The organism is Inquilinus limosus MP06 (genome assembly GCF_000767795.1).
Lineage (GTDB): Bacteria > Pseudomonadota > Alphaproteobacteria > DSM-16000 > Inquilinaceae > Inquilinus > Inquilinus limosus_E.
Map to the genome: position 1 here is coordinate 1 of NZ_JANX01000280.1, position 7911 is coordinate 7911.

Here is a 7911-nt window from a genome sequence, read left to right on the forward strand (position 1 = left end):
CCATGGTCGCGGCCCGAGCGCCTAGGGCCTGCCGCACGCCTCGGTGCTGGTGATCGCCGCCGGCGCCCTGGTCCGGCCCGATCTGGTGCGGGGGCCGCTGGACGCGCTGCGGGCGGAGCACGGCCTCGGGCCGGATCCGGATCTGGCGATGCTGCGCCGGCACCTGGTGCTGTCGCCGGTGCCGCCCGCCTTCCGCGACCCGGCCTTCCCGCTGCCGGCGACGGCGCGGCTGATCCGCCCGGCCACGGAGGACGGCGCGGCGGAGGCGCCGGCCTGGCTTACAGCCTTGCCGGCGGATCGGCCGGTCGTCTACGCCACGCTCGGCACGGTGTTCCATCTCGAATCCGGCGACCTGCTCGAGCGCGTGGTCGCCGGACTGCGCGACCTGCCGGTCAGCCTGATCGTCACGACCGGGCGCGAGATCGACCCGGCCGCGCTCGGGCCGCAGCCGGCCCATCTCCGGATCGAGCGCTATGTGCCGCAGTCGCTGCTGCTGCCGCGCTGCCGCCTGATGGTGTCGCAGGCCGGATCCGGCGGTGTGACCGGGGCGCTGGCCCATGGCGTGCCGATGGTGCTGCTGCCGATCGGCGCCGACCAGCCCGGCCAATGCCGCGCGCTGCGCCGCCCTCGGCATCGCCAGGGGTGCTCGACCCAGTCGGCTGCTCGCCGGCGGCGATATGTGAAGCGGCTCAGGCGGCGCTGGCTGACCCGGCGTATCGGGCGGCGGCGGCGCGGATGGCGCAGGCGATTGCCGGCATGCCGGATCCGGCGGAGGTGGTGCCGCTGCTGGAGCGCCTCGCGGTCCGGTGAGGGCGGGTCAGCCCGCCGCCGGCAGCGCGGCGCCGTCGCGGGCGTAGAGGAGGGCGATGCGGCACGACGAAGGCTCGAACTGCACCACGACATTGCCGCCGCCGGCCATCTTCAGCCAGGCCTGGCGCTGGAGGTTCCGCCGGGTGCCGCCACTGCGCCGCCCGGCGGTGGCGGCCGGCGCCAGGTCGTAATCGGCAACCCGGTCGGCGGTGATTCCCGCCGCCGTCAGCGCCCCGGCGATGCGGTCGCTGCAGGCATTGTTGTCGGAGAGCTGCCGCAGCTTCGCCGCCAGCGCCGGGTCGGGCACGGCCTCGGGCGGCGCCGCGGCGATGCAGCCGGTCAGCACGAAGCCGGCGACGGCAAGGGTTCGGATCGGGTGCATGGCCGTCTCCCGTCGATCGGGCGCGGCCGGACGGCGCACCCCTTCCTGAGCGGATATGGGGCGCCGGCCGCGTCCCTCAATGGCTGCGCCGGCTTCAGCCGATGGCGGGCAGCACCGCCCCGTCGCGCGGGGTGATGTCGGTGACCAGGCACTGGTCAGCGTCATAGCCCAGCACCAGGCTGCCGCCGCCGGACAGCTTGAACCAGGCCTGGCGCAGCAGCGGCAGGCCTGGATGCTCGCGTGACACCGGCGGCAGGTCGAAGCTGGAGAGGCGGCCCGGCGCGATGCGGTAGGCGGTCAGCACCCCGGCGAAGGCGTCGCTGCAGGGGTCGTTGCCCGACAGCGTCCGCACCCTGGCCGCCACCGCCGGATCGGGCGTGACGGAGGGCGGTTCGACATTGGCGCAGCCGGACAGCAGCAGGGCCCAGAGGGGGATGGCACGGATCTCGGTCATGGCCGCCTCTCCCGAGGAATGGCGCGGCCGGGAACGGAGCGGGCCGGCGCCCCTGTGATATGGGACGCCGGCCGCTTCGCTCAATGCTTCTTGCCGAAGGAGAACAGCTTCTTCAGGAAGCTGGACTGGCCGTGGCGCTTGCGCTTGCGGGCGATCGCCTCCTCGTTGACGCACCAGGCGATCTGCAGCACCCGGCGCTCGCCCTTGAACGGCAGGTGGCCGTGCCAGGAATGGTCCGAGCGCTGGAAGGCCAGGAAGTTGCCGAAGGTCGGCGCCACTTCCCGGGCATTCGGGCTGTTGATGTCCTGGCTGGTCAGGATGCGCAGGCAGCCCTCGTTCGAGGCCCATTCCTGATTGAGGTAGACCAGCGCGGTGACGATCTTGTCCGGCCCGTCGGTGTGCGGCCGCCCGGCCGCCGCCTCGGACCATTTCCGGACCGTCACCAGGGTCGGCTTCGACGCCAGGTCCAGGCCGAACTTGGCGCCCAGCATGGTGGCGAATTCCTTGCTGGTGACGTCCGCCACCAACTCCTTGAACGCGGCGCCGGCCGGGTACTCGTCCGGCGGCACGAAGCCGGTGATCGGGATGTCCGGGAAGTCGCGCTCCAGCTCGGCGCGGCGCCCCTCGGGCAGCACGTCCCCGGAAATCACATGCGGGAACGGCGTCCGGTCCACCGCCGCCTGCTCGAGCACATCGTAACGAAGCATCACCGTCTCCTGAAACGCGGCCCCGGGCCCCAAGGCGAGGCCGGCCGCGCGGTCTAGCCGCGGAGAATAGGCCCGGGGCCGGCTGCGATCAACTCGCAGCGCGGTCGCAGCTCCCGGGGGAGAGTGGGTGGGGGCCGGGGGAAACCCTGGCATCGGCCGCCGCGGCCCGCCATAAAGGCGCCCGGAGGTATCCATGGGTCCCATCGTCATCGTCCTGCCGCGCAAGATGAAGTTCGGCGCCGTCGGCGCCAGCCCGGTCGATCTCTACGCGCGCGACACCGTCACCTTCAGCCGCTACGCGCAGGACATCGTCGTCGTCGGCCAGGATGCGGGCGAGCCGTTCCCGGGCATCCGCTTCCACCCGATCCCGCTGCAGGAGGGCGAGCCGCACCGCCGCTGGATGAAGCGCGCCCTGCCGCAGATCGCGGCCATGAACCCGTCGCTGATCGAGGTGCACGCCCATCGGGTGACCGCCTCGGCCCTGGCCCGGGCGCTGCCGCGGGTGCCGCTCTTGTACTTCCGGCACAACTTCATCCGCTTCCACAAGGGCCTGTTATGGCGGCTGCACTACCGCGCCGCCGTCTCGCGCTTCGCCGGCTTCGTCTTCGTGTCCGAGGCGCTGCGCCGGCACTTCCGCGAGCACGCGCCGTGGTTCAAGGGCACGCTCGACGTCGTCTACAACGGCCTGGACATGGATGCGCCGGCGCCGCCGCCGGAGGCGAAGGAGAACATCATCATCCAGGTTGGCCGGGTGATCCCGGACAAGGGGCCGCTGGAGTTCGCCCGGGCGATGAAGCCGGTGCTGGCGGCGCATCCGGACTGGCGGGCGGTGATGATCGGCCGCGGCCGCGACCCGGCCTTCGTCAAGCAGGTGAAGTCCACCCTGGCCGAGGCCGGCGACCGGGCGCAGTTCCTGCCCTTCATGCCGCATGACGAGGTGATGGGCTGGGTCCGCCGCGCCGCCATCGCCTCCGTCCCCTCGGTCTATGAGGAGCCGTTCGGGCGGACGGCGCTGGAGGCGCTGACCTGGGGCGCCGCGCTGATCTGCTCCGGCACCGGCGGCCTGCACGAGATCACCGCCGACACCGCCGTGACCCTGCCCAAGGTGACGGCGGAGGCCATCCAGGCCGCGGCCGAGACGCTGATCGGCGACCCGGCGCTGCGCCGCCGGCTGCAGGTCGAGGGCCCCGCCCGGGCGCGGGCGCATTTCGACGCCCGCAGCATCGTCGCCGGGCTGGACGAGATCCGTGCCCGCCATCTGGCCGCCGCGGGTATAGGCTAAGCGCCGTCCCGCACCCACGTCACATTCCGGAAGGCTGCTTCGTCTTGTCTGCATCGCCCGTCGCCCCCGAGACGCAGATGGACCAAGCCCATGCCCGCACCGACGCCGCGGACTTCGAAGCCAGCCGCAGGGTCCTGTGGGGCCTGGCCTACCGCATGCTCGGCTCGCGCGCCGATGCCGAGGACGCGGTGCAGGAGACCTGGCTGCGCTGGCAGGCGGCCGACCGAAGCGGCATCGACAACGCCCGCGCCTGGCTGGTCACGGCCTGCACCCGGCTGTGCATCGACCAGCTGCGCTCGGCCCGGCACCGGCGCGAGACCTATGTCGGCCCCTGGCTGCCGGAGCCGCTGGTGACCGACACCGCCCCTTCCGCCGACGAGGCGCTGGAGCGTGCCGAGACGCTGACCACCGCCTTCCTGCTGCTGCTGGAGAAGCTGACCCCGGTCGAGCGCGCGGCCTATCTGCTGCAGCATGTCTTCGGCCTCGACCATGCCGCCGTGGCGACGGCGCTGGACCGCACCGACGTCGCCACCCGCCAGCTGGTCAGCCGGGCCCGGCGCAAGCTGGAAGGCAGCGGTCTGACCGCCGAGCCGGTGCCGCAGCCGCAGCACCAGGCGATGGTGACGGCATTCCGCGACGCGCTGCGCTCCGGCGACCTGGCGCAGCTGACCGCGCTTCTGGCCCGCGACGCCAGGCTATACAGCGACGGCGGCGGCAAGGTGCGGGCGGCGATGAACGTGATCGAGGGCGCCGACAAGGTGGCCCGGTTCTTCCAGGGCGTCTGGCGCAAATTCGGGCCGGACTTTATCTATCTGCCACGCTGGATCAATGGCCAGCCGGGCTGGCTGGTAATGAATGGGGACGAGCTGATCGGCACCATCGATCTCGCCGTCGGGCCCGGGGGCATCACCGGCGTGTTCTGGACCCGCAACCCCGACAAGCTGGGCTCGGTTCCGCTGCCGGAACGGGGGCGTGCCTGATCGTTCCGACGGCGATCGATGCGGCTTGACGGGGCGGGGGTGCATCCGTATAGTCCGCGCGCTTTTCCGGGAGCCGGCTGTAACCCGTCGCAGGACGGGTTAGACGCGCTTTCCGCAGAGACAGACGACCGCGGATGCATCTGGGATGCGGCCGCGACAAGCGAAGGACTCCGGTTGGCCCCGCAGGTGTGGGCGCCTCGGGGTCCTGTATCGTTTGCGTCATCCTTCTCTCGGAATGGGTGTCTGCACGGTGGGGCCCGGAGGGTGGGCCGCTTTGCCGGGCCGTTTTTTGTCGAAGAACCAAGAAGGGCAGATATGCCGACGATCAACCAGTTGATCCGTAAGCCGCGCCAGCCTCAGCGGGCGCGCAACAAGGTGCCGGCTCTCCAGGCCTGCCCGCAGAAGCGTGGCGTTTGCACCCGTGTCTACACCACGACCCCGAAGAAGCCGAACTCGGCGCTTCGTAAGGTGGCGCGCGTGCGCCTCACCAACGGGTTCGAGGTGACGAGCTACATCCCGGGTGAGGGCCACAACCTGCAGGAGCACTCGGTCGTCATGATCCGCGGCGGTCGTGTGAAGGACTTGCCGGGCGTGCGCTACCACATCATTCGCGGCACGCTCGATACGCAGGGTGTCAAGGATCGTCGCCAGCGCCGGTCGAAGTACGGCGCCAAGCGTCCGAAGTAAGGAGGTCTCCCCATGTCCCGTCGCCATCGCGCCGAGAAGCGTGAGATCCTGCCGGACCCGAAATTCGGCGATGTCATCCTGTCGAAGTTCATGAACAACCTCATGTACGACGGCAAGAAGTCGGCCACCGAGAGCATCGTCTACGGCGCCCTCGACAAGCTGCAGGCCCGCACCAAGGCCGACCCGATCGTGGCCTTCCACGAGGCGCTGGCCAATGTCCGCCCGCATGTCGAGGTCCGGTCGCGCCGCGTCGGCGGCGCCACCTACCAGGTGCCGGTCGAGGTTCGTGCCGAGCGCGGCCAGGCCCTGGCCATCCGCTGGCTGATCGCGGCCGCGCGCAAGCGTTCCGAGACCACCATGGTCGACCGCCTCTCGAACGAGCTGATGGATGCCGCCAACCAGCGCGGCGCCGCGGTGAAGAAGCGCGAGGACACCCACAAGATGGCGGACGCCAACAAGGCGTTCTCGCACTACCGCTGGTAACCCAGCCTCCGGCCCGAGAGACTGATCATGCCGCGTAGCCACGCGATCGAGAAGTACCGCAACATCGGCATCATGGCGCACATCGATGCCGGTAAGACGACCACGACCGAGCGTATCCTGTACTACACCGGAAAGTCGTACAAGATCGGCGAGGTGCATGAAGGCACCGCGACGATGGACTGGATGGAGCAGGAGCAGGAGCGCGGCATCACCATCACCTCGGCCGCGACCACCGCGTTCTGGCGCGACTACCGCATCAACATCATCGACACGCCCGGCCACGTCGACTTCACCATTGAGGTCGAGCGTTCGCTGCGCGTGCTCGATGGTGCGGTGACGGTGTTCGACTCGGTCGCCGGCGTCGAGCCGCAGTCCGAGACCGTCTGGCGCCAGGCCGACAAGTACCACGTGCCGCGGATCTGCTTCGTCAACAAGATGGACCGGATCGGCGCCAACTTCTACCGCTGCGTCGACATGATCAAGGACCGGCTGGGCGCTGTCCCGCTGGTGCTGAACATGCCGATCGGCATCGAGGGCGACTATTCCGGCATCGTCGACCTGGTGGAGAACCGGGCGGTGATCTGGGAGGACGACAGCCTCGGCGCCAAGTTCCACTTCGCCGAGATCCCGGCCGACCTGCAGGACAAGGCCGCTGAGCTGCGCCAGACCCTGCTCGACACCGCGGTCGAGATGGACGACGCGGTGATGGAGGCCTATCTCGAGGGCAACGAGCCGACGCCGGAGCAGCTGCGCGCCTGCATCCGCAAGGGCACGCTGTCGTTCAAGTTCGTGCCGGTGCTCTGCGGCTCCGCCTTCAAGAACAAGGGCGTGCAGACGCTGCTGGACGCCGTCGTCGACTTCCTGCCGTCGCCGCTCGACGTCGCCGAGGTCCAGGGCCACAAGATCGATTCCGACGAGGTCGACACCCGCCCGACCAATGACGAGGCGCCGTTCTCGGCCCTCGCCTTCAAGATCATGACCGACCCGTTCGTCGGCTCGCTGACCTTCGCCCGCATCTATTCGGGCACGCTGCTGGCCGGCTCCTACGTCCAGAACTCGGTCAAGAACCAGAAGGAGCGGGTGGGCCGCATGCTGCTGATGCATGCGAACAACCGCGAGGAGATCAAGGAGGCCAATGCCGGCGACATCGTCGCGCTGGTCGGCCTGAAGTCGACCACCACCGGCGACACGCTGTGCGACCCGGCCAAGCCGATCGTGCTCGAGCGCATGGAGTTCCCGGAGCCGGTCATCGAGGTCGCCGTCGAGCCGAAGTCGAAGGCCGACCAGGAGAAGATGTCGACCGCGCTGCAGCGCCTGGCGCAGGAGGACCCGTCCTTCCGCGTGGCCGTCGACGTCGAGAGCGGCCAGACCGTGATCAAGGGGATGGGCGAGCTCCATCTCGAGATCCTGGTCGACCGCATGAAGCGCGAGTTCAAGGTCGACGCCAATGTCGGCGCGCCGCAGGTCGCCTATCGTGAGACGATCACGCAGAAGGCCGAGATCGACTACACGCACAAGAAGCAGAGCGGCGGTTCGGGCCAGTACGCCCGCGTCAAGCTGACCTTCGAGCCGCTGCCGGCGGGCTCCGGCTACCAGTTCGAGAGCGCCATCATCGGCGGCTCGGTGCCGAAGGAGTACATCCCCGGCGTCGAGAAGGGCCTGAATTCGGCCCGCGACACGGGCGTGATCGCCGGCTTCCCGGTGATCGACTTCAAGGCCACCCTGACGGATGGCGCCTTCCACGACGTCGACTCGTCGGTCCTGGCCTTCGAAATCGCGTCCCGCGCGGCGTTCCGCGAAGGCCTGCCGAAGGCCCGGCCGGCGTTGCTGGAGCCGATCATGAAGGTCGAGGTGGTGACGCCCGAGGACTACATGGGCGACGTCATCGGCGACCTGAACAGCCGTCGCGGTCAGATCCAGGGCATGGACAGCCGCGGCAACGCCCAGGTCATCGCCGCGATGGTGCCGCTGGCCAACATGTTCGGCTACGTCAACACGCTGCGGTCGATGTCCCAGGGCCGTGCCCAGTACACCATGCACTTCGATCACTACGAGCAAGTGCCCCAGGCGATCGCCGACGAAGTCCGCGCCAAGCTGGCTTGATGCGCGCGTAAGAAGAACGGAGA

9 protein-coding genes and 1 pseudogene are annotated in these 7911 nt (G+C 69.8%); 7 read left to right on the forward strand and 3 right to left on the reverse strand.

The features are described from left to right. Window positions 1-148 precede the first annotated feature (148 nt). Both P409_RS41605 and P409_RS40840 read left to right on the forward strand, forming a co-directional pair. Window positions 149-553: pseudogene (locus P409_RS41605) on the forward strand (glycosyltransferase); the annotation flags it as partial. A gap of 89 nt (window positions 554-642) precedes the next feature. Beyond that, window positions 643-810, forward strand: coding sequence for a nucleotide disphospho-sugar-binding domain-containing protein (locus P409_RS40840; protein WP_238578728.1), 168 nt, complete (start codon window positions 643-645; stop codon window positions 808-810). Window positions 811-817: 7 nt separating this feature from the next. Here P409_RS40840 and P409_RS40845 read toward each other — a convergent pair whose 3' ends face one another. The 3 genes from P409_RS40845 to P409_RS20025 form a co-directional block, all read right to left on the reverse strand. After that, window positions 818-1192, reverse strand: a complete 375-nt coding sequence (locus P409_RS40845) for a hypothetical protein (RefSeq protein WP_034842361.1) — start codon at window positions 1190-1192, stop codon at window positions 818-820. 94 nt (window positions 1193-1286) lie between these two features. Then, complete coding sequence (locus tag P409_RS20020) at window positions 1287-1646, reverse strand: hypothetical protein (RefSeq protein ID WP_034842365.1); 360 nt, start codon at window positions 1644-1646, stop codon at window positions 1287-1289. Window positions 1647-1726: 80 nt separating this feature from the next. Beyond that, the gene (locus P409_RS20025) at window positions 1727-2353 is read right to left on the reverse strand and encodes a 2OG-Fe(II) oxygenase (RefSeq protein WP_034842369.1); all 627 of its coding nucleotides are present in this window, start codon (window positions 2351-2353) and stop codon (window positions 1727-1729) included. Between the two features lie 193 nt (window positions 2354-2546). Between P409_RS20025 and P409_RS36305 the strand changes: the two genes are divergently transcribed. The 5 genes from P409_RS36305 to fusA all read left to right on the forward strand — a co-directional run bounded on the left by P409_RS36305 (window position 2547) and on the right by fusA (window position 7888). Further along, window positions 2547-3635 carry a glycosyltransferase family 4 protein gene (locus P409_RS36305; RefSeq protein ID WP_052120997.1) on the forward strand — a complete coding sequence of 363 codons (1089 nt, stop codon included), beginning with the start codon at window positions 2547-2549 and terminating at the stop codon, window positions 3633-3635. 77 nt (window positions 3636-3712) lie between these two features. After that, window positions 3713-4615: an RNA polymerase sigma factor SigJ gene (gene sigJ, locus P409_RS20035; RefSeq protein WP_034842373.1), complete on the forward strand. Its 903-nt coding sequence runs from the start codon at window positions 3713-3715 to the stop codon at window positions 4613-4615. Between the two features lie 315 nt (window positions 4616-4930). Further along, entirely contained in the window at window positions 4931-5302 is a 372-nt protein-coding gene (gene rpsL / locus P409_RS20040; protein ID WP_026873043.1) for a 30S ribosomal protein S12, read from the forward strand. A gap of 12 nt (window positions 5303-5314) precedes the next feature. Continuing rightward, complete coding sequence (gene rpsG / locus P409_RS20045) at window positions 5315-5785, forward strand: 30S ribosomal protein S7 (RefSeq protein ID WP_034842379.1); 471 nt, start codon at window positions 5315-5317, stop codon at window positions 5783-5785. Between the two features lie 27 nt (window positions 5786-5812). Next, window positions 5813-7888: an elongation factor G gene (gene fusA, locus P409_RS20050; RefSeq protein WP_034842384.1), complete on the forward strand. Its 2076-nt coding sequence runs from the start codon at window positions 5813-5815 to the stop codon at window positions 7886-7888. The last annotated feature ends 23 nt before the right edge of the window (window positions 7889-7911 follow it).